This window comes from Paenibacillus glycanilyticus (genome assembly GCF_023715145.1).
Lineage (GTDB): Bacteria > Bacillota > Bacilli > Paenibacillales > Paenibacillaceae > Pristimantibacillus > Pristimantibacillus glycanilyticus_A.
Map to the genome: position 1 here is coordinate 50,129 of NZ_JAMBNP010000016.1, position 18,711 is coordinate 68,839.

16 protein-coding genes are annotated in these 18,711 nt (G+C 52.2%); 9 read left to right on the forward strand and 7 right to left on the reverse strand.

The genetic code is table 11. From position 1 onward, the window contains the following. The first annotated feature begins 114 nt into the window (after positions 1–114). Positions 115–1,755, forward strand: coding sequence for a hypothetical protein (locus M3194_RS28065; protein ID WP_251657436.1), 1,641 nt, complete (start codon positions 115–117; stop codon positions 1,753–1,755). 52 nt (positions 1,756–1,807) lie between these two features. On the opposite strand, the gene M3194_RS28070 is transcribed toward M3194_RS28065, so the two are convergent. The 3 genes from M3194_RS28070 to M3194_RS28080 form a co-directional block, all read right to left on the reverse strand. Continuing rightward, positions 1,808–2,758: a metallophosphoesterase family protein gene (locus M3194_RS28070; RefSeq protein WP_251657437.1), complete on the reverse strand. Its 951-nt coding sequence runs from the start codon at positions 2,756–2,758 to the stop codon at positions 1,808–1,810. 16 nt (positions 2,759–2,774) lie between these two features. Further along, on the reverse strand, positions 2,775–3,692 hold the full coding sequence (locus tag M3194_RS28075) for a sugar phosphate isomerase/epimerase (protein ID WP_251657438.1): 918 nt from the start codon (positions 3,690–3,692) through the stop codon (positions 2,775–2,777). Positions 3,693–3,832: 140 nt separating this feature from the next. After that, positions 3,833–4,570: an MBL fold metallo-hydrolase gene (locus tag M3194_RS28080; RefSeq protein WP_251657439.1), complete on the reverse strand. Its 738-nt coding sequence runs from the start codon at positions 4,568–4,570 to the stop codon at positions 3,833–3,835. Positions 4,571–5,213: 643 nt separating this feature from the next. Here M3194_RS28080 and M3194_RS28085 point away from each other — a divergent pair. The 5 genes from M3194_RS28085 to M3194_RS28105 all read left to right on the forward strand — a co-directional run bounded on the left by M3194_RS28085 (position 5,214) and on the right by M3194_RS28105 (position 12,041). Continuing rightward, on the forward strand, positions 5,214–5,669 hold the full coding sequence (locus tag M3194_RS28085) for an Rrf2 family transcriptional regulator (protein ID WP_251657440.1): 456 nt from the start codon (positions 5,214–5,216) through the stop codon (positions 5,667–5,669). 85 nt (positions 5,670–5,754) lie between these two features. Next, positions 5,755–6,393, forward strand: coding sequence for an NAD(P)-dependent oxidoreductase (locus M3194_RS28090; RefSeq protein ID WP_251657441.1), 639 nt, complete (start codon positions 5,755–5,757; stop codon positions 6,391–6,393). A 351-nt stretch (positions 6,394–6,744) separates the two neighbouring features. Beyond that, positions 6,745–7,914: an exonuclease SbcCD subunit D gene (locus tag M3194_RS28095; RefSeq protein WP_251657443.1), complete on the forward strand. Its 1,170-nt coding sequence runs from the start codon at positions 6,745–6,747 to the stop codon at positions 7,912–7,914. After that, complete coding sequence (locus M3194_RS28100; protein ID WP_251657444.1) at positions 7,911–11,003, forward strand: AAA family ATPase; 3,093 nt, start codon at positions 7,911–7,913, stop codon at positions 11,001–11,003. Before M3194_RS28095 ends, M3194_RS28100 begins: the two co-directional genes overlap by 4 nt. 222 nt (positions 11,004–11,225) lie before the next feature. Next, positions 11,226–12,041 carry a hypothetical protein gene (locus M3194_RS28105; RefSeq protein WP_251657445.1) on the forward strand — a complete coding sequence of 272 codons (816 nt, stop codon included), beginning with the start codon at positions 11,226–11,228 and terminating at the stop codon, positions 12,039–12,041. A gap of 58 nt (positions 12,042–12,099) precedes the next feature. Here the strand turns inward: M3194_RS28105 and M3194_RS28110 are convergent, their stop codons facing one another. After that, positions 12,100–12,609 (reverse strand): hypothetical protein, encoded by a 510-nt coding sequence (locus M3194_RS28110; protein WP_251657446.1) that lies wholly within the window; start codon positions 12,607–12,609, stop codon positions 12,100–12,102. A gap of 74 nt (positions 12,610–12,683) precedes the next feature. On the opposite strand from M3194_RS28110, the gene M3194_RS28115 reads away from it, so the two are divergent. Both M3194_RS28115 and M3194_RS28120 read left to right on the forward strand, forming a co-directional pair. Then, positions 12,684–13,067 (forward strand): DUF423 domain-containing protein, encoded by a 384-nt coding sequence (locus tag M3194_RS28115; protein WP_251657447.1) that lies wholly within the window; start codon positions 12,684–12,686, stop codon positions 13,065–13,067. A 262-nt stretch (positions 13,068–13,329) separates the two neighbouring features. Next, on the forward strand, positions 13,330–15,231 hold the full coding sequence (locus tag M3194_RS28120; RefSeq protein ID WP_251657448.1) for a putative bifunctional diguanylate cyclase/phosphodiesterase: 1,902 nt from the start codon (positions 13,330–13,332) through the stop codon (positions 15,229–15,231). Between the two features lie 57 nt (positions 15,232–15,288). Here M3194_RS28120 and M3194_RS28125 read toward each other — a convergent pair whose 3' ends face one another. After that, on the reverse strand, positions 15,289–15,744 hold the full coding sequence (locus tag M3194_RS28125) for a hypothetical protein (RefSeq protein ID WP_251657450.1): 456 nt from the start codon (positions 15,742–15,744) through the stop codon (positions 15,289–15,291). Between the two features lie 171 nt (positions 15,745–15,915). Here M3194_RS28125 and M3194_RS28130 point away from each other — a divergent pair, with 171 nt between their 5' ends. Continuing rightward, on the forward strand, positions 15,916–16,221 hold the full coding sequence (locus M3194_RS28130; protein ID WP_091185706.1) for a YunC family protein: 306 nt from the start codon (positions 15,916–15,918) through the stop codon (positions 16,219–16,221). Between the two features lie 65 nt (positions 16,222–16,286). Here the strand turns inward: M3194_RS28130 and mtnA are convergent, their stop codons facing one another. Next, the gene (mtnA, locus tag M3194_RS28135; RefSeq protein WP_251657451.1) at positions 16,287–17,345 is read right to left on the reverse strand and encodes an S-methyl-5-thioribose-1-phosphate isomerase; all 1,059 of its coding nucleotides are present in this window, start codon (positions 17,343–17,345) and stop codon (positions 16,287–16,289) included. 33 nt (positions 17,346–17,378) lie between these two features. Next, positions 17,379–18,593 carry an S-methyl-5-thioribose kinase gene (gene mtnK / locus M3194_RS28140; RefSeq protein ID WP_251657452.1) on the reverse strand — a complete coding sequence of 405 codons (1,215 nt, stop codon included), beginning with the start codon at positions 18,591–18,593 and terminating at the stop codon, positions 17,379–17,381. Positions 18,594–18,711: the final 118 nt, after the last annotated feature.

Genomic DNA, 18,711 nt, shown 5'->3' on the forward strand with positions numbered 1-18,711 from the left:
TCTCTAACAAGGTTTATATAGGTTTATATCCAAATTAATTAATGCGTATTCCCTATATATGAACTAAAATAAACATAAATGAACTTTTGGAGTCCAGACGAGAGGAGTGTCACAATGAACGGGCAACCACAACGCCAAGAGGAGATTATAAGAATCATCGCGTTACAAGCGCAGAATCTGCCTTTGCTTGCCAGCGGGTTATGGTTCCATAACGATATCCGGGATAATTTCTACTACGCATCGTATTTATTCGCGGCAGCGGCGGATGCTAAGCTGCAAGCGGTTCTCGATCATCCGGCAGATGCGAAAAAGAGAGCGGAAGCCGTGCTTGCCGTAGTATTGAAGCTTCAGCAAACGGATCCGGAGCAGCCGTTGTACGGCCATTTTCCGCTTAACTTGAATCCCTCGCCCGATCAGGCTCATCCGCATGAGCTTCCGGTGGAGCTGATGGGCAGCTTGATGGCCTATTTCTATTCGCGTTACGAAAGTCAATTAAATCCGGGACTGCAAGAAGGTTTCGAGTCAGCGCTAGGGCATATTTACCGGGGAGGCTTTTACCGGAAGCCGTTGCAGCTGTTTAACCATCATGAAGCGAAATATACGGCGGCCAAAATCATCTTTGGACAGCGGTACGAGGATCGGAAGCTGCTCGAAGACGGCATTTATTCCTTGAAGCTAACAATGGAGCGGGTAACGACACAAGGAATGCCGGAGTACGGCGCCCTCCCTTGGTTCTGGCATTGGGTGCAGGCGTTCACCTCCGCATGGGAGCTGACGAGTGAACCGGCGATCAAGCGGCAGCTCGCTGATCTGCTGGATGACTTGTGGCGGGAGAGAGCGTTGTTTTATCTAAAAGGCGCCTGGATCGGCGCTCATTCCCGCGGCTGGCCGCACGACGCGCCTGCTGACCGCAACGTGCTGCATGATTATGTGCAATTCGGGGATTTTCCGCTGGGGAAGGTCATGCCTCGCACGGAGTATGCGGGTCTCCTATGTTATCCGGCTCCCGAGGATGCCCGTCAAAGAGCGATGGAGCGGGAGATGCCTGCCGAAGTTCGCAAGCAAATAATCAAGACGGATACCGTCGAAGAAATACCGCTTCATTCCTACGTGTATGTAACAAAGGATTACGCGGCAGGGGGTATTTGGGAGCGGGTCAAGGAGTTTGATAATGAGCAAATCCGGTGGATGGTTTCATTCCCGGTTACGGCAGGACCAAGCGTCAATCAACTGTACTTTTTCCATCCGGGAGAAGGGTGCCGCAAGGGCGATCCCAGACATCAGAGCGAATACGCCGGGGTGCTGTACGATAAGAACCGGATCCTGACCATCTTCCCCGTTCCGGCTGACAATCCGCATCAGGAAGTGATCGGCGTGCTGCCACTCGCGGAATGGGTAACCGGGGAGTTAGGTTTGTTTGGCCAGGTGCAGAACAGCTACGTTGCCATTCTCGTAAAGGGCCGCTATACGATGGATTCGCGTGAAGGCTACCAGGAAATCCGGCTCTTGGGAGAGCCTGCTGCAGCAGCGGTGGAGGTGTTGGGTCCGGAAGAAGCGAGCAAGCTTGGAATTAACAGCTTGTCTGCGTTAGTTGAACGGTTCCGGTCGGCAAGCTTGGTGCTGGAGTCGGATACGCGGCAAACGGGCAGGCTGACTTATAGGGGAATCAGCAACCCGGATATTCTCGAGCTGAACGTTACGGGGACCGGCCAAGCCGAAGCGCGCAAGAACGGCGAACAAATCCAATATAGTTAACCTGCAAAGGGGAAAGAATCCGGACGGAATTCTTTCCCCTTTGCCCTAATCATTAGATTCTCTGCCATTCTTGCTCCAGTGAATGCTCCGGCTGATCGGCAATAACGGAGCCGTCCTCTAACCGAAGCCAGGTGCGGAATCCGGACTCTCCTTCCGTTAATTGAATGACTCGAGCTCCGCGGGCAAAGCCGTCTTTACCGTAAGTATTATAGCCGCTTGCCCGGCCGTAACAGAGCTTTATGCCATGCAGCTCGCCTTGGAAATCATTCACGTGATCGTGGCCGACGAAAATTCCATGTACGTCCCGGTTCTCCGCAAAGGCTGCAAACATGCCGGAGTTCAGCTTGGAGCAGCATACATCTTCGTATTTATGACCATAGCAGGTATGGTTGGCCCACACCTCTTTAAATTCCGGGACGGGAATATGGAAAAAAGCCAAGGCGGGAAGAGGGCGTCCGTTATGGGCTTCGGCAAGCCGCTTGGATTGCTCCTTATACCAGCCGATCTGGCTATGGGTAATACGTTCATAACCGCCAATCGGATGCTGAAGATTGCTGCCGGAATCAAGCAAGTACAAGGCGGCAGCCGTCTGGTCAGCCGTTTGTGAAGAGTGAATCTCAAGAACAAAATTGCCCAGGCGGTCATCGCCAAGTGAAGGGCCGTTTTCGGTCAGGCAATAAGGGCCGCTGGCTTGCTGCACCGCAATCAATTCTTCCTTTGTGCAGTCCTTCTCCGCATCATGATTGCCGAATACCGCAGCCCAGGGAATAGGGTACTCTTCCATCACGCTTATGGCGTTCGAGTACGAGGCTACGGGATCCTTACAGAACTCGCCCTGGATCACATCCCCCGTGAAAATTACGAGATCGGGAGCTTCTTCCCGAAGAATCGATTTGATTAAAGCATGCGTTTGCAGATCCTCCGGTACTCCGTTCTGCCAATGCAAATCGGTAAACTGTACGATCGTAAAGGTGCCGTCATCACGAAATTTCAGGTTCTCCATATTATCCAGCCTCCAGCTAAAGATTAGTATTCGTATCTTCGAGAATCCGGGAAACCCAGCGGTAGCACTGCTCCAGCTGATCATCGGTTACTTTTTCCGAGCGATGCTCGAACATGATTTTTACATCGGGATTCTCTCGCAGGATGATGCGCAAATATAGCTCGATCGGTGCCCAGCCCTCGCTTGGACTTTGGCCGGGCAAGACGGGCATGCGGCTTTGCGCGATAAGGCCGTCCGTAATGAGAATATTGGACAGATGAACGGTTGCGGCATACCTCGCATATTGCCGGAGGATGGCCGCCGCGTCGAAATGCGGGTCGATACGATCCTGGATGTACAGCCTCGCCGTATCGAGACAAAGCTTAATACTGCTGTATTTCTCCAGTCTGCTCCGCAAATAATCATCCTCATAGACGTATCTGTTTAGAGCGTCAAACTCTAACACGGGCGTAAACCCATACTCTTCGCCCCTATGAGCAAGCCATTCGAATAAGGCATCGCTATGCTTCTTAAACTCCTCGAAGCTGTACTCGCTTTCGAAGTCATACTCCGCTTGGTCGTCGAACCGCCAGCTTGTCCAATTCGCCCGCTCGTCAAGAATGACGGGCTTAGGATAATGGAACAGTATATAGTCCGGCTTCAGGAAAGAGCGGATATAGTCCAGCTCTTGCAGAACAAGGGAGTATGCCTCCGACCTGACGGCAGCATCCTTCGCGAGAAACAATGCATCCCTGAGCGGGGAAATGCCGGAACGAAGCGGGAAGTGGATGCCGATCCTAAAGCCCGCATCGCGGGATTCTTTCAGTAAATTCGAAATATCCTGTTCATTCCGAAAAAGACAGGCTTCAATCCCGTAGAAGTCAGCTCTGTAATCTCTGTCGTATTTGCTGTAATCGAATTGCCCGTATTGTCCGATAAGGAACCGATGATTCATGTAGAGCTTTCTCCTTTGCAAAGTGTGGCCATGCAACAAGGGAATATTCTCCATTTATCCGTTTAGTTCCTCTTCTATCTTATAAAAAACAGGCTGCCATCATGCCGCTCCAAGCGACAGGATAACAGCCTGTTTGAAGTTTAGTTAACGGAAGCGAGTTCAGCCAGCCTTTCCATAACCCGGTTGTTGTACAATCCCCCGTGATAACAGACAATAGCCCGAATATCGAAGTCAAGCAATTTAACGATGGAGGCCTGCGCGGCTTCCGGATCCAGCGTTGTCGAAGGATCGGCCCCGCAGAGCTCGCCATCCCTTACAACCAGCGCATCACCTGCGATAAGAGTCCGGGTGGGTTCATGATAAAGACTAATATGTCCCGGCGTATGGCCCGGGGTATCGATAACCGTGATGCCTCCGCATAACGGAAGCCATTCTCCGCCAACAATCTCACGGTCGATTTTTGCTTTTGGCGGGTTAAGCATCATTCGTCTTAATCCGTTGCGGAAGGCTTCGGGCACCGAGTCCGGCATCTTGCCGATACTGGCAATCGCTTCGTCGGTGAACCGAATAAGCCGTTTATCGCCTTGAATATAAGGCTTCTCGAGAGGATGCGCCGATACTCCAATTCCCGTAGGCGAAGTCAATTCCGGCAAATTGCCGATATGATCGATGTCCTGATGGGTAATGATTATATGAGTAAGCTTATTTGGGTTCCCGCCGGCAGCTTCTATTGCGGTATGAAGCTGAGAGAGCTGGGCGGGATAACCGGTATCCAGCAAAACTTGATGTTGTTCGTCCCATAAAAGAACCGGGTGTACAGTATCCACCTGTCCCATGACTGGTGCGCTGATGGAGAGTATGGCGATATTCGCTTGCATAAAGGTCACGCTCCTCGTACAAAATGAATGGACCCGGCCGAGGTCATGTGCCTATTGTAAAGATTTCACACAAACATGTAAACAGTAAAATATTTTATTATAACACAATTAAATATTTTTGTCAATATACTATTTCTGGTTAGATCGGGCATAATGATTTTGTTTTTCTTTGTCCTTGACTTTTGTTTTTGTTGTAACTAAACTAGTTACAACGGGTTCGGGATTTTATTGATATTCATCCTTACTAGCTAGCAAAGGTTGTTTCGGTTGGGGATCGAGAAACCGGAGCATTGACTTCTGTCACAGTTGTAACTACAATGGTTACAGCGATGTTATTTTAGATGGAAGAGAAGGTTGATCCTCCGTCCGCGACGGACAGCGAAGGTTGTTTCGAGTTGAGTGAGACTATTGTACGTTTGTTTCAACCTCAAAAAAACCTAATCGAGGAACAAACTACAAGGAGCAATCAACCGAAGTGTAATGGAGGAGGCGGCTAGCCTCCTACCGCGACGGACAGCGAAGGTTGTTTCGAGTTGAGTGAGACTATTGTATGTTTGTTCCAGCCTCTAGAAACCTAATCGAGGAACAAACTACAAGGAGCAAGCAACCGAAACAACCGGAGCCAAAGAAAGGGTGACAATAAATGAAAATCAGCAGCCGCTTCTCTATAGCGGTCCATATTTTATCGCTGCTTGAGATTTCGAAGGATGCCCATAACACCTCCGAATGGATCGCCGGCAGCGTAAATACGAACCCCGTTATTATCCGCAGACTATTAGGTCAGCTCAAGAAAGCAGGACTTGTTCAGGTGCGGGCCGGCACCGGCGGTGCTTATCTCACGAAGGAAATGAGCGAGATTACGCTGCTCGATATTTTCCGGGCCGTAGATGTGGTTGAAGAGGGACAGCTGTTCCATATCCATGAGGAACCAAATCCCGAATGTCCGGTAGGAGCGAGCATACAGGTTGTACTGGAGCTTGTATTGAAGAAGGCACAGCATGCGATGGAGGGCGTCCTTTCGGAAATTACGCTGGAGGATCTGGTTGCGGATCTAATAAGGAACAACCGGAACCAAGCAGCATCATCCACGCCTGAATAAGGCTTACTTCACTAACACAATTCTTTTGAGTGAATGCTTACGAAGCAAGAATTGCTTCACAATTCTTTTGAGGAGGAACAAAAACATGAAAATTGCAGTTATAGGTGCTACAGGTAAAGCAGGTCAATTGGTTGTCAAAGAAGCGCTCAGCAGAGGGCATGAAGTAACGGCGGTTGTACGGAACCGCGCCAAAGTAACGACGGAAGGCGTGCAAGTGCTTGAGAAAGAAGTTTTTGATCTGAAGACTGCTGATCTGCAAGGCTTTGACGTTGTCGTTAACGCTTTTGGCGCGCCAATGGGCCAAGAGCATCTTCACGTGACTGCCGGCAAGGCTTTGATCGATGCACTATCGGGATCGGACACGCGCCTAATTGTCATTGGCGGAGCAGGAAGCCTGTATGTGGATGAAGCGAAGACGGTTCGCCTTTTTGAGACACCGGAGTTTCCGGAGATGTTCCTTGCCACAGCAAAGAATCAGGGGCAGAACCTGGAGGATCTTCAGAAGTCGACTGGCCTGAAATGGACCTTCATTAGCCCATCCGCTTTCTTTGATCCGGAAGGCAAACGCACGGGCACCTATACAGAAGGAAAAGACCATTTGCTCGTTAACTCGAAAGGCAAGAGCTATGTCAGCTATGAAGACTTTGCGATTGCGGTAGTTGATGAGGTTGAAAATGCGCAGCATGTGAAGGAACGTTTCACGCTGACATCCGAGAAAGAATAAATACAATAGAGGCTGCGCCTGTCATCCGAAAAAGATGACGGGCGCAGCCTCTTGTCATTACAGCAAAGCGTTACGCTGCTTCAGATGCCGATACGGGATTACCGAAACAGCCGAGCATAACCAAGCACATGCCCCGATGATGAAGATATACCCGCTAGAAATACCTCATCCGCTCCCCATCCTTGAAGAGTTCACCTATTATCTATGCTCTCTCTGAAGTCTGTCTACTAATGTACCATTGTTCGGGCCTTCGGAAATATTTTCAGGAAGGAAAACGAAGGCGAAAAGCGAATATATGTACGGTTACGGGTATTTAAGGTACTTAGAGCAGCGGAAAGGGATGTTCATAGAGTGAAATTTTTTCATACTGCAGACTGGCATCTAGGCAAGCTTGTGCAGGGTGTATATATGACAGGAGACCAGCGTTATGTGCTGGAGCAATTTGTAAGGGCCGTAGAGGAAGAGCGGCCGGATGCGGTTATTATTGCAGGCGATTTGTATGACCGGGCGGTTCCGCCAACGGAAGCGGTTGATCTGCTGGATGAATTGCTGGAAAGAATCGTTGTTGGGCTGGATACGCCGGTGCTCGCGATATCGGGTAACCATGACAGTCCGGACCGGATTGACTTTGGCACGGCCATGATGGAGAGCCGGGGGCTTCATATTGCCGGAAGGCTAAGAGCGGAGCTGAAGCCCGTTGTGCTTCGGGATGCCCATGGCGAGGTGCATGTTCATCTGGTGCCTTATGCCGATCCTGCCCAGGTGCGGCTAACGTACGAAGATGAAACGATCCGGACGCATGATGAGGCAATGCGGGCCATTACGGGACGTATTGCCGCGCGGATGGACCGGTCCGCAAGGCATATTGTTGTCGGACATGCTTTTGTTACGGCAACAGGCGCGGCGGAGCCGAACACAAGCGACTCGGAGCGCCCTTTATCCATTGGCGGAGCCGAGCATGTTCGGGCGGAATATTTTGCGCCATTTCATTATACGGCGCTGGGGCATCTGCATCAGGCGCATTTTGTCGGAAGCGAAAAAATCCGTTATGCGGGTTCTCCGCTCAAATATTCAATCTCCGAGGAGCATCACAATAAAGGCTATCTGGTGGTGGAGATGGACGGAGAAGGAACGGCTTCGATCGAAAAACGCGAGCTTAAGCCTTTGCGGGATATGCGCCGGATTGCCGGGCCGATAGAAGAGATTGAGACGCATCCGGTATGCGAGGATTACGTGTTTGTAACGCTGCTGAATGATAATCCAGTCCTGTTCCCGATGGAAAAGGTCCGGGCGGTTTATCCGAACGCGCTCCATGTGGAGCGCAGGGTTACGGCTTTGCGCGGCATAGGCGAGGACGCAGGCACTCCAGAGGAGAACGTACGCAGAAGCGAGGCCGATCCGGTCAGCCTCTTCGAATCCTTCTATCAGGAAGTGAAAGGCGTTCCGCTGGATGAACCGAAGAAACGGCTCTTTGCGGATGCCTTTGGCGGACTGTTAAGAGAGGAAGGTGAAGCAGGATGAGACCTCTCAAAATTACAATGACGGCGTTTGGTCCTTATCGCGACGCCGAAATCGTTGACTTCAATGAGCTTGGCGAGCATCGTCTGTTTGTTATTTCCGGCAGCACCGGCGCGGGAAAAACAACGATTTTTGATGCCATATGCTTTGCCTTGTACGGGACGGCAAGCGGCGAAGACCGCTCGGAGCCAAGAATGCTGCGCAGCCATTTCGCGGATGACGAGAAGCATACGTCGGTTGTGCTGGATTTTGCCGTGGGACGCCGGATGTACCGGGTATTCCGTCAGCTTCCTCACCGGAAGGGGACGAATAAGAGCGAGACGGGCGGCAAGGCCGAGCTGTACGAGCTGACTGACGGCGAAGCCGTTCCGGCCGTGGACCGGTTCATGGTCGGGGACGTGAACGCGAAGCTGGAGACGATTCTTGGCCTTACCAAGGAGCAGTTCAATCAGATCGTGATGCTGCCGCAAGGCGAATTCCGCAAGCTGCTGACTTCCGATACGGATAATAAAGAAGAGATTCTGCGACGGATCTTCCGAACTGAGCTGTACCAGCGCTTGGAGACGCGCTTCCAGCAGCAGAACCGGGAGCTTGGCGATTCGCTGAAGGAAGCAAAGATCGGCGTGGATCACTTCATGAAGCAGGCGGCAGGCAATCTGCCCCGTAGAGAAGAGAGCCTGTTTGCCCAGACGCTGGCACAGGAGCTATACAATCCCGCGCAGCTGTCGGAAGCATTAGCGCAGGAGATTGCCTACTACCGCCAGTTGGCGGCGGAAGGGGAAGCGGGCAAGCGGGAGCTGCAGCGGCAGCTTGACGGGCAGGAGCTGGCGCTGCGTGACGAGCTGGCTCTGCAGGCGAGGTTCGCCGAGCTGGCCGGCGAGCAGGCGAAGCGGGAGCGGCTCGCTGCGCAGAGCGGCGAGCATGCGGAGAAGGGGCGCCGGCTCTTGCTCGCGGAGCGGGCGGCGCTGCTTGCGCCGTATGCGGAGCAGGCCGGCCGTGCGGAGCGGGATGCCGCGGCGAAGCAGCAGGCCCGCGATATGCGGCGCCAGGCGGCGGAGGCCGCGAAGCAGGCGCTTGCCGCAGCCGAGGAGCGGCATCGCCGCGAGGAAGAGCGCGGCGCGGAGCGGCAGGCGGCGGAGCGCGAGCTGCACCGGCTCGCGGAGCTGGCGCCGGCGGTGCAGACGCTGGAGGCGCAGCGCGTAGCGGTCGAGCAGCTTGCGGCTGCGGAGAAGAACGGCGCAGCCAAGCTGACGGCTGCGGAGGCGCTGATGGCCGAAGCAAAGGAAGCGAAGCTTGGGCTCATGGCGCAGCTAAAAGCTATTGAAGGTGCCGCGGAGTCATTGCCGGGCATAATCGAAGAGCGAAATCAGGTCGTACAGACAGGCAAATACATTTCCAAGTTAATTGAACTGGAGAAAGAACTGGCCGCCCATTCCTCCGTCATCGAGGAGCGCGCGATGTCGCTGGCTCAAATCCGGGAGGAGCATGACCGGCTGGAGAGCAGCTGGATTGAAGGACAAGCGAGTCTCTTGGCTGCCCATCTTCATGAAGGCCAGCCATGCCCGGTCTGCGGCAGTCAGGAGCATCCGGAAAAAGCAGTTGCGGCCGAAGCGGTGCCGTCAAGGGAACAGCTCCAGCAAGCGAAGGAGCAGCTGTCGCGTTTCGAACGCGAGCTGAATGAAGCCAAGCTGCAGGCAGCAGCGGCGCGTTCGAGCTGGGAAGGCAGCGCGGCCGAGCTTGCGGAGTACGGAGCTGTTGCTTCCGGGCTAGCCGAGCAGCAAGCGAACCTGCGGAAACGCTGGAAGCAATTAAACGAAGAAGCGGAGCGGCTGCAGCAGCAGGTCGAGCAAGGGAAGCAGCTGAAGCAGCGGGCTGAAGAGATTGAGCAGAAGCTGGAGCAGCTTCAGCAGGCGAAGGATAAGCTGCAAGCCGAGCAGCACCAAGTTGCGGTGGAGAAGGGCGCCAAGCAATCGGCGCTGGAGAAGGAGCTTGAACGTATTCCGGAGGAGCTTCGTTCACCAAGGCAGATGGAGCAGCGCTTGAAGCAGCAGCAAAGCTTAGCCGAGTCGCTTGCCGCCGCCTGGAAGGAAGCGCAGGATCAATTGCTTCGGATGCGCGCCAAGTTTGCTGAAGAGCAGGCCCATGCGGAGCAGACCGAGCAGCAATTGGCGGAAGCGCGCGACAACGCGCTTCTGGCGGTGAAGCGCTTTGAGGAAGAGCTGGAGCTTGCGGAGTTCGCCTCTGCGGCAGATTTCAAGGAGGCGCATTTGCCCGATCAGGAGAGACGTGCTCTTAAGGATCAGATCGAGTCGCATAAGACGGCTCTTGCTGCCGTTCAGAAGCGTATTGACGAGCTGGCCCAGGAGCTTTCGGGCAAGCAGCAGGCTGATATCGAGGCGATGCAAGCCGCGATTACGGAACTGAAGCATCGAATCGAAGCAGCTGCCAATGCTCTTCAGATCGCATCCCGTTTCGCCGAAGACGCAGGCAAGCTGAAGTCCTCCATAGACGAGTCGGCTACCCGGGTGAAGGAGCTGGAGGCGAAGCTCGAGCAGGTATTGGATTTGTACCAGATGCTTAAAGGCGACAATGCTCTTAAAATTTCATTCGAACGTTATATTCTTATTGAGTATCTGGAGCAGATCCTGCATGCGGCCAATGAACGGCTCCGTCATTTGTCGGGCGGACAATTTGTTCTGCAGCGGAGCGACCGGCTTGAAACGCGCGGCAAACAAAGCGGTCTTGGTCTGGATGTATACGACGCCTATACCGGGCAGAATCGCGATGTGAAGACGATGTCGGGCGGCGAGAAGTTTAACGCGTCTCTTTGCCTTGCGCTTGGCATGACCGATGTTATCCAGTCTTACCAGGGCGGCATCTCGATTGAGATGATGTTTATCGATGAAGGCTTCGGCTCGCTGGACGAGGATTCTCTTAACAAGGCGATTGAGGCGCTGGTAGATTTGCAGCGTTCGGGCCGCATGATTGGCGTAATCTCTCACGTGCAGGAGCTGAAGCAGGCATTCCCTGCTACGCTCGAAGTGTTTAAAACGAAGGAAGGCTACAGCCGGACATCCATATCTGTAAGGTGAAACGGCTTTGCCGGCCCCACGGCGGAGCGCATTAGAAATTAAAATAATAGATTGACACCTTCGCGAAACAAGCCGTATATTGGAAGAACATATGCGGCAACGCGAATTCTTTCGAACGGGAAGCACCCTTCGACCCAGCCTTTTAGCTTGGTTTGGAGGGTGCTTTTTTTGCGTTTTTTTAACTGCCGCTATGAATATTTTATTCAAGGAGGAGTTATTTGCATGAAATTTCGAATTCCGGCCATGACTCTGCTGCTCGCTTTCCTTTTGTCTGCTGTGCTCCCGGCAGCCGTGACGGAGGCGGCGGTTAACGCGTTGTCGGCAACGTCGCAAAAGCAATTCGACAAGACGAAAGCGGGCATGGCATCCGCCGACGCATCCAAGCTGCAGGCATCGTATCAAGGCTTTGTTCAGCAGCAGAACGCGGTAGTTGAACGGGATGCGCGGATTAAGACGGCAGGCAAAGCAAACGATGACAGGGAGTCGGAGCTGAGGCAGAAGATCCGGCTTATAGACAAGGCCAAGCTAGAGACGCTGGACAAGAAGGTAGCGCAATTAAAGAATTATTATCAGCCCTTATTTAATCAGTATGAAGCCGCTAAGGCGGAGCTGAAGGCGGCACGAAAATTCGGCATCAAGGAGCTTACGGCAGCCGTTCAACTGAAGGTCGATCTGCTCGAGATCTCGGTGAAGAGCGCCAAAGAGGAGATCCGGGCAGCGCAAACCGCGCTTAGCACGGCCAAGACATCGGCAAACGACAAGATGAAGCGGCTGCGCAGCCAGCTTGATGCGATAACGGAGGAAGAGAAGCGCATATCCGTGGAGAAATCGGCAATCAGCCAGCTGAACAAGCAGAAATCGGAAGAATGGAGCGATCTGCTGTACGCGCTGCGCACGTACGACGGGAAAACCGCACTTCGTTCGCTCACGACGCTAAACAGCGTCGTCAAGCAGATGACGGATCGTCAGGTGAAGATTGAAAGCTATGAGAAGAAGATCGCAGAGGTTAATAAAACCGTAGCAAACCAGCTCGCATAAGGCACGATGCAGAAGAAGAGGCTGTCCCTCGCGGGCAGCCTCTTCTTCGTATTTGTTGCTAAATTGTCGATTGCGCAGCGGCGGAGAGAAGACCTATAATGACTAAGCCGACTGTTCCAAGCACGATCAGGCCGTTTAGCACAATGCCGATAATGGCAAACACTTTGCGGCGGTTTTTCTGCACGGCACCCACAATGCCAAGAATCAGGCCAATAATGGCAATGCCGATGGAAGCGATCATAGCGAGTCCGGCGATCATGACGGACACGAATTCGGAAGGAAACGTGCCTTCCTCTTCCATGCTTTCAATTTCGTTCAGGAAGCCTTGAGCATCACCGGATACTTCGCTGACAAACACGGTTACGCTGATGATTGCCCCAACCACAAGGAGCACGGTGACGAGAGCCAGAATAAACGAAGCAATGCCAAGACCCGATTGCTTCATTGGTCCGTTCTCGTTTAGCGGGGAAAACGGATTAGAAGGCCTTGATGCATAAGGGTTATCGTAAGGCTGCTCGGGATTTGCGGACGAGTCGTTATGCTGCGTCGTATTGCGCGGTTCTTCCAAGAAAGATCGACTCCTTTGCAATAAGTGGATTTACTTGTAAGATTATACACAAACATGAAAGGGATGAAAATAAGATGTCTTATAAATATTTTGCATACGGCGCGATTGGCGCTGCGCTCGCCGTTGCTCTTGGTGCCTTTGGCGCCCATGGGCTTAAAGAGACTTTGTCCGAGGACATGCTGGAAGTCTATGAAACCGGCGTCCGCTATCATATGTATCACGCTTTGGCCTTAATGCTGGTGGCCTTGCTGGCTGGCCGGATTGGCGACACCAAGCTTATAAGAGCTGCCGCACGCCTGCTTATTGCCGGCATCGTACTGTTCAGCGGAAGCTTGTATGTTCTTGCGCTGACTGACATAAAAATTCTCGGTGCCATAACTCCTTTGGGCGGAGTGGCCTTCCTTGCAGGATGGGGATGCGTGGCAGCAGCCGCATTGAAAGCCAAAAAAACAAATTAGGAATATATTGGGAAAGGTCGCTTGTGAATTAATGCAAGCGGCCTTTTTGTTTCTTAAGTATTGCATAATTGTCGTCAATATAGGGCTGTAATGCTACAAGAATCATAGCCAATGTGGCGAATTACCTTGTTTTTCGACATAACTCGCCTAATTTCTACAAGAATTATTTATTGTTTTAGTAAATATTTCTATACCACACAGACCATTTCGTTTATAATGAATACAACCTTGCTTGACCTGACAAGAGGAAGGAAGTTGGTGCGTGACGAAACGGATGGACGGTTCGCCTAATAGACGGCTTCGATTTTCGCGGTCATTTGCCATGCTGCGCACGGCCGTTCTAACGATATCAATTGTCGCAGTGCTGTTCTTTGCAGCAGCCTTGTATAGGAATGCCGACCCCGTGTTGGAATGGATCTCGTTAATTATTGCCGCATTGGCGATTGCCGTAACGATAATCTTCTTTGCCAGGGACCGCCAGATAATCGGGTTCCGTAACTTCCATACGCCGATCGTGGAGACATTGCTCCAGTCCGAGGCTGTACCGCTTGCGATTTTGGACCGGGATGGCGTCATTATGGAGATGAACATCGCATCCAGCAATACGCTTGGCTACTTGCGCACAGATCTGCTTGGCACTGAGCTTGCGCCATTGGTGGAGCCGGGAAGCCGCAATAGTCTGCAGGAGATGCTGGACCATGCGCTTCAAGGAAAATCGGAGCAGCGCAATATTAATATTACACACCGTTCGGGATTCCCGCTCGAGCTTCAATTTATCAGCTCCCCGATGATGAAGGAAGATGAAGTAATCGGGACCGTTATAGTCAGTCAGGATTTGAGCGACCGGAAACGGAATATCGAGCGTATCCGTTACATGGCTTATTATGACGATATGACCGGGCTTCCGAACCGGACATTATTCCATATTCGCATGAATGAAAGCCTGGCTTTTGCAAGAGAGCATGACCGTTTGATCGGCCTTTGCTACTTGGATCTGGACCGGTTCAAATTGGTTAACGCATCGTTTGGACGTGAATTTGGCGACATGCTGCTCTTGCAGGTTGCAGAGCGGCTGGCAAGCGCACTTGGGGAGCAGGGGATTATAGCCCGCATGGAAGGCGACGAATTCGCCCTGCTGTTCCAGGACATTGAGTCAGAAGCGCAGCTTCTTGAATTGGCACGCCAGGTTCTTTATGCCATTGATGAGCCGTTTGAGCTCAAGGGCTTCCCGCTGCATATAACAGGAAGCCTCGGGGCGGTTACAAGCCTTGTGAAAGAGGATGACGGCTATTCGCTTCTGAAGAAGGCGGACATTGCGCTAGTGAAGGTGAAGGAAAGCGGCAAGAACGACTGCATGCTTTATTCCGAGAGCTGGAGCAATTCGTCCTTCGAGCGTCTGACGCTCCAGCATGAGATGTACCGGGCGATTCAGCGCAAGGAGTTTATTCTTCATTACCAGCCGCAATACGATATGGTATCCGGCATGATGGTAGGCGTTGAGGCGCTTGTCCGTTGGAGGCATCCGGTGAAGGGGATGATTCCGCCCGGAGAATTTATTCCAATCGCGGAAGAAAGCGGCATGATTGTTCAGATCGGCGATTGGGTGCTGGAGGAAGCATGCCGGCAGAATAAAGCCTGGCAGGATGCGGGACTTCCGCCGATGCCGGTATCCGTGAATCTTTCCATTAGGCAGTTTGTTCAGCAGGATCTGGCAAGCAAAGTCGCTTCGGTGCTGGAGAAGACGGGCCTTAAGCCGGAGTACCTGGATCTTGAAATAACGGAATCCATGACGATGGATACCGGCCATGTATCCCGCTGTTTGCTTGAGCTTACCGAAATGGGAGTAGGCATCAGCGTGGACGATTTCGGAACGGGCTACAGCTCTTTCCATTACTTAAAGAACTTTCCGATCGACCGCCTCAAGATTGACCGCTCGTTCGTAAGGGATATCCAGCAGGACCCAAGCGATGCGGAGATTGTTGCAGCCATTATCGCAATGGCGCATAACCTGAACATCCAGGTTATTGCGGAAGGCGTGGAGAACGAGGAGCAGATGGAATTCCTGCGCAAACATAATTGCGACGAAATGCAGGGCTATTTCTGGAGTCCACCGGTGCCTAGCACGGATATCGAGCAAATGCTTGGGGCGGCCTACATTCAATAATAGATAAGTAATACCCCCCGTACTTAACAAGTACGGGGGGTATTACTGTCTTTGCCGTTAATCCTTGAAGTCTTCGATTTCGTTCAGCCTAAACGTGTAAACTTGCTTCTCGTCCACATGATAGACGGTAATCAAATTCCCTTCCTCATCTATATTGAGAATGCGGCAAGGGATGCTGAGCTTGATGCCAAGCCCTTTGTTCACGATGAGGCGGATCAATTTATTGCTTTTCATAAAAGCCCGGATGGAATCGAGTCCGTTGTTTGAAACGGGGGGTGCAGGTTTTGCGGCAGGCGGCGGCACAGAAACGGGTTGCCTGCCCGGCAATTCCGTTTTTCGCTGATCGATAAGCTGTCCTAGTTGAATCCCGTTCAGAATGCGGTAATCAGCATATGCGCCTTGGTTAAGCGATCTGATCAGCTTCTCCAATGCCGCACCGTTGTTGTCCCCTTCAACGAGCAATTCAACCTGGAATACGTATGAGTTTGTGCGGGTCGATTGTGTTGGTTTCATAGTTCCTCCGGACTAATAATTAATAATACCTTTATAAATATATCATCAAAAAGGGTGTCCACATAGTCCTAAAAATGAGCAGGTAACCAACACTGCTTAGCACCTTCTGCATATAATGTTGTTGCGGTTCGAACTGACCTGTCATGGCCTGAAGTGAAGGAGGTGTCCAAAATGATGAGAATGGTTCCCGTGCCGCTTGGGGACGGGGTTACAGCTCTTGGTGTTGAAGTAAAACTCCCGAAAACAACACTGCTCGCGATATCCACGGATAGAGGATATATCATGTGCGGTGCTTTGGATGTGGGGCTGCTTAACGACCGGCTGAAGGATAGAGAAATCATCGCGGGTAGAGCAGTTGGAGTGAAAACCTTGGAAGAGCTGCTGGCGGCGCCTCTTGAATCCGTCACCACTACCGCGGAAACGCTTGGCATCGCTGTTGGGATGAATGGCGCAGATGCGCTCCGCTTAATGATATAGCACACGAGTGCACACAAAGAGGCAGCCCTCGCTGAGCAAGCGGAGACTGCCTCTTGTCTTCGTCCTTATTGTTCGAACAGCTTCTTCAGGTTTACGTCAAACGGCGCTTGAATAATGCCCTTCTCCGTAATAATCGCCGTCACGTATTCGTTTGGCGTAATATCGAACGCAGGGTTATATACCTTGACGCCTTGCGGAGCCGTACGCTTGCCGAAGCCTTCCGTAATCTCTTCCGCATTGCGCTCTTCGATTGGAATCTCGGCGCCTGTAGGGGTGTTCAGATCGATCGTCGAGAGCGGGCAGGCTACATAGAACGGAATGCCATGCGCTTTGGCCAGCACCGCAACGCTGTACGTACCGATTTTGTTCGCCACGTCGCCATTAGCCGCAACGCGGTCCGTACCAACGATAACGGCGTTTACCCAGCCTTTGGACATGACGTGGCCGGCCATGTTATCGCAAATGAGAGTAACGTCGACGCCTGCCTGTTGAAGCTCGAAGGCTGTCAGTCTAGCGCCCTGCAGTACCGGACGAGTCTCGTCGGCAAATACGCGAATGTTCATGCCACGCTCCTTGGCCAGATAGAACGGCGCAAGCGCGGTACCGTATTTCGCCGTTGCGAGTCCGCCAGCGTTACAGTGCGTAAGCACGCCTATATCATCCTGGAACAGGGACAACGCATGCTCGCCGATCAGGCGGTTCGTTTTTTCGTCCTCGCTCTGAATCGCGATAGCTTCATCAAGCAGCGCCTGCTTCAATGCTTCAAGCGCACGGCCTTCGGAAGCAAGAGCTTCAGCGCGCGCTTTCATCCGGTCAAGCGCCCAGAACAGATTGACCGCAGTAGGGCGGGAGGTAGCGAGATAATCCGCGGCCTTGCGTACATCGGCAAGCCATTCCTCAGCCGTTTCAGCATGGCGGCTTCCTAGCACAACCCCATAAGCTGCGGAAATACCGATAGCCGGTGCTCCTCTTACTTTCAGGTGGCGGATAGCTTCCCATACGTCCTCCGAAGTGACAAGCGGCAAATAAACGATTTCTTCCGGCAGCAGCCGTTGGTCGAGCAGATCCAGCTTATCATCATGCCATATGACGGACTGCAGGCCTGCGTAGTTTGTAGTAGTCATCTTGTAAATCCTCTCTTGATTCAATATTGCTAATTATTGTTTTGCTTCGGCAGTCAGAACAACATCAATAGCCTGTTCAATGGAAACCGCTTGGCGGTTTAAGCGAATAAGGGAAGTACCGATCGCAAGGGCAAGGCGCTGCGCGCGCTCGCGTGCTGCGGCATCCGGAATGGTAGCGATATCGGCAACATGGGCAAGACCTACGATACGGCGTACCATTTTGCAGCCGGCATAACCGATTGCATCCTGTAGCAGGCGGTTCAAATATAGGTCTTGGTAGCCCGGCGTTTCGTTCGCGATGCGATCTACGCCATGCTCATTCCACAAGGCGCGGAATTTCTGTTCGAACTTGGTCCAAGTGTCGCGGACTGTCTCGAGCAGGTAGCTGCGGAAATCGGCAAGTTCTTTCTCGTCATCGATCCAGTGGCCTTGTCCCGCGTAATTCAGCAGCAGGTTCGCAATGACTGCGCCGATGTCAAAGCCGATCGGGCCGTAATAAGCAAATTCCGGGTCGATCACTTTGGTTGATTCCGGCGTTGCGAATACGCTGCCCGTATGAAGGTCGCCATGCAGCAGGGCCTGGGCGCTTGTCAGAAACTTCTCGCGCAGAAGAGCGACTTCAAGATGAAGGGCTTTATCTTCGGTGAGTGCGGCTGCAGCGTCTTCAATCGCCGCTTCTATATTGTTATTAGCGGAGACCGTATAAGGGTCGTCGAAAATCAGGTCTTCCGTTATTTTGCACAAATCGGGGTTGATGAACTCTTTGACTAGCAGCTTTTTGTCCTGCTGGTTCATGCCGAGATCCGAGGTGAAGAACAGCGTATTCGCCATAAAGGTTGAGATATCTTCAGCAAATTTCGGATAACGGGTTCCATTGATCAAGCCTTGGCGCATAATTACGTGATCGCTCAGATCCTCCATAATGGTCAGGGCAAGCTCAGCGTCATACTTGTACACCACCGGCACAAGGCCGGGAGCAAGCTTGTTCTGGAGAATCAAGGATTCGCTTTCGATACGGGCACGGTCAAGGGATAACGGCCAGGATTCGCCGACAACCTTCGCATAAGGAAGAGCTTGCTTCATAATGAGGCTTTTGCCGCTTGCCGGGTCCGTAATATGGAAGACAAGATTCAAGTTCCCGTCGCCGATTTCACGGCAATTCAGGCTAGCGCCCGCAGGGAAAAAATCTTCGATACCGCTAGCGATTTCAATCGCTTCTTGTTCTGTTAATGCATGATAAGCAGACACGGTTCGTCCACCTCCGATTTTCATATTTATTAAGAAGGCCAAAATGCCTAGTAAACTCCTCAACATAGTATAGCGGATATTATTTCGCCTTGGAATACCTTCAAATGATATAATGTTA

Bases quoted from the DNA above. Each gene is read 5' to 3' on its own strand.
- M3194_RS28065 (WP_251657436.1), top strand. From the start codon at position 115: ATGAACGGGCAACCACAACGCCAAGAGGAGATTATAAGAATCATCGCG.
- M3194_RS28070 (WP_251657437.1), bottom strand. From the start codon at position 2,758: ATGGAGAACCTGAAATTTCGTGATGACGGCACCTTTACGATCGTACAG.
- M3194_RS28075 (WP_251657438.1), bottom strand. From the start codon at position 3,692: ATGAATCATCGGTTCCTTATCGGACAATACGGGCAATTCGATTACAGC.
- M3194_RS28080 (WP_251657439.1), bottom strand. From the start codon at position 4,570: ATGCAAGCGAATATCGCCATACTCTCCATCAGCGCACCAGTCATGGGA.
- M3194_RS28085 (WP_251657440.1), top strand. From the start codon at position 5,214: ATGAAAATCAGCAGCCGCTTCTCTATAGCGGTCCATATTTTATCGCTG.
- M3194_RS28090 (WP_251657441.1), top strand. From the start codon at position 5,755: ATGAAAATTGCAGTTATAGGTGCTACAGGTAAAGCAGGTCAATTGGTT.
- M3194_RS28100 (WP_251657444.1), top strand. From the start codon at position 7,911: ATGAGACCTCTCAAAATTACAATGACGGCGTTTGGTCCTTATCGCGAC.
- M3194_RS28105 (WP_251657445.1), top strand. From the start codon at position 11,226: ATGAAATTTCGAATTCCGGCCATGACTCTGCTGCTCGCTTTCCTTTTG.
- M3194_RS28115 (WP_251657447.1), top strand. From the start codon at position 12,684: ATGTCTTATAAATATTTTGCATACGGCGCGATTGGCGCTGCGCTCGCC.
- M3194_RS28125 (WP_251657450.1), bottom strand. From the start codon at position 15,744: ATGAAACCAACACAATCGACCCGCACAAACTCATACGTATTCCAGGTT.
- M3194_RS28130 (WP_091185706.1), top strand. From the start codon at position 15,916: ATGATGAGAATGGTTCCCGTGCCGCTTGGGGACGGGGTTACAGCTCTT.
- mtnA (WP_251657451.1), bottom strand. From the start codon at position 17,345: ATGACTACTACAAACTACGCAGGCCTGCAGTCCGTCATATGGCATGAT.